Consider the following 224-nt stretch of genomic DNA (forward strand, 5'->3'; position numbering starts at 1 on the left):
ACGTTCGCGCCCTGCTGCCCGGAGCCCCAGTTGCGCTGGGCGAAGTGCGGCGCCTGCTCGGTGTACACGAAGCCCTTGGCCGCCAGCTGGGCGCGGAGCACTTCCAGGAGGCTCACGAAGGATTCGCGCGCCAGCAGACGCTGCTCCTCCGGCATGTTGGCGCCGTGGCAGGTGGTGCACAGGGTGCTCACGCCGCTTCTGAAGGAGTGGTCGTAGGTGCTGTT

The 224-nt window shown here is 68.3% G+C and carries 1 protein-coding gene; it reads right to left on the reverse strand.

Features of this window, described 5'->3' with window-relative positions; translation table 11 throughout:
- Positions 1–224, reverse strand: a 224-nt coding sequence (locus JFN90_RS22110; protein WP_199397298.1) for a hypothetical protein, incomplete at both ends; no start/stop codon positions are given.

This window comes from Geomonas propionica (assembly GCF_016458235.1).
GTDB lineage: Bacteria > Desulfobacterota > Desulfuromonadia > Geobacterales > Geobacteraceae > Geomonas > Geomonas propionica.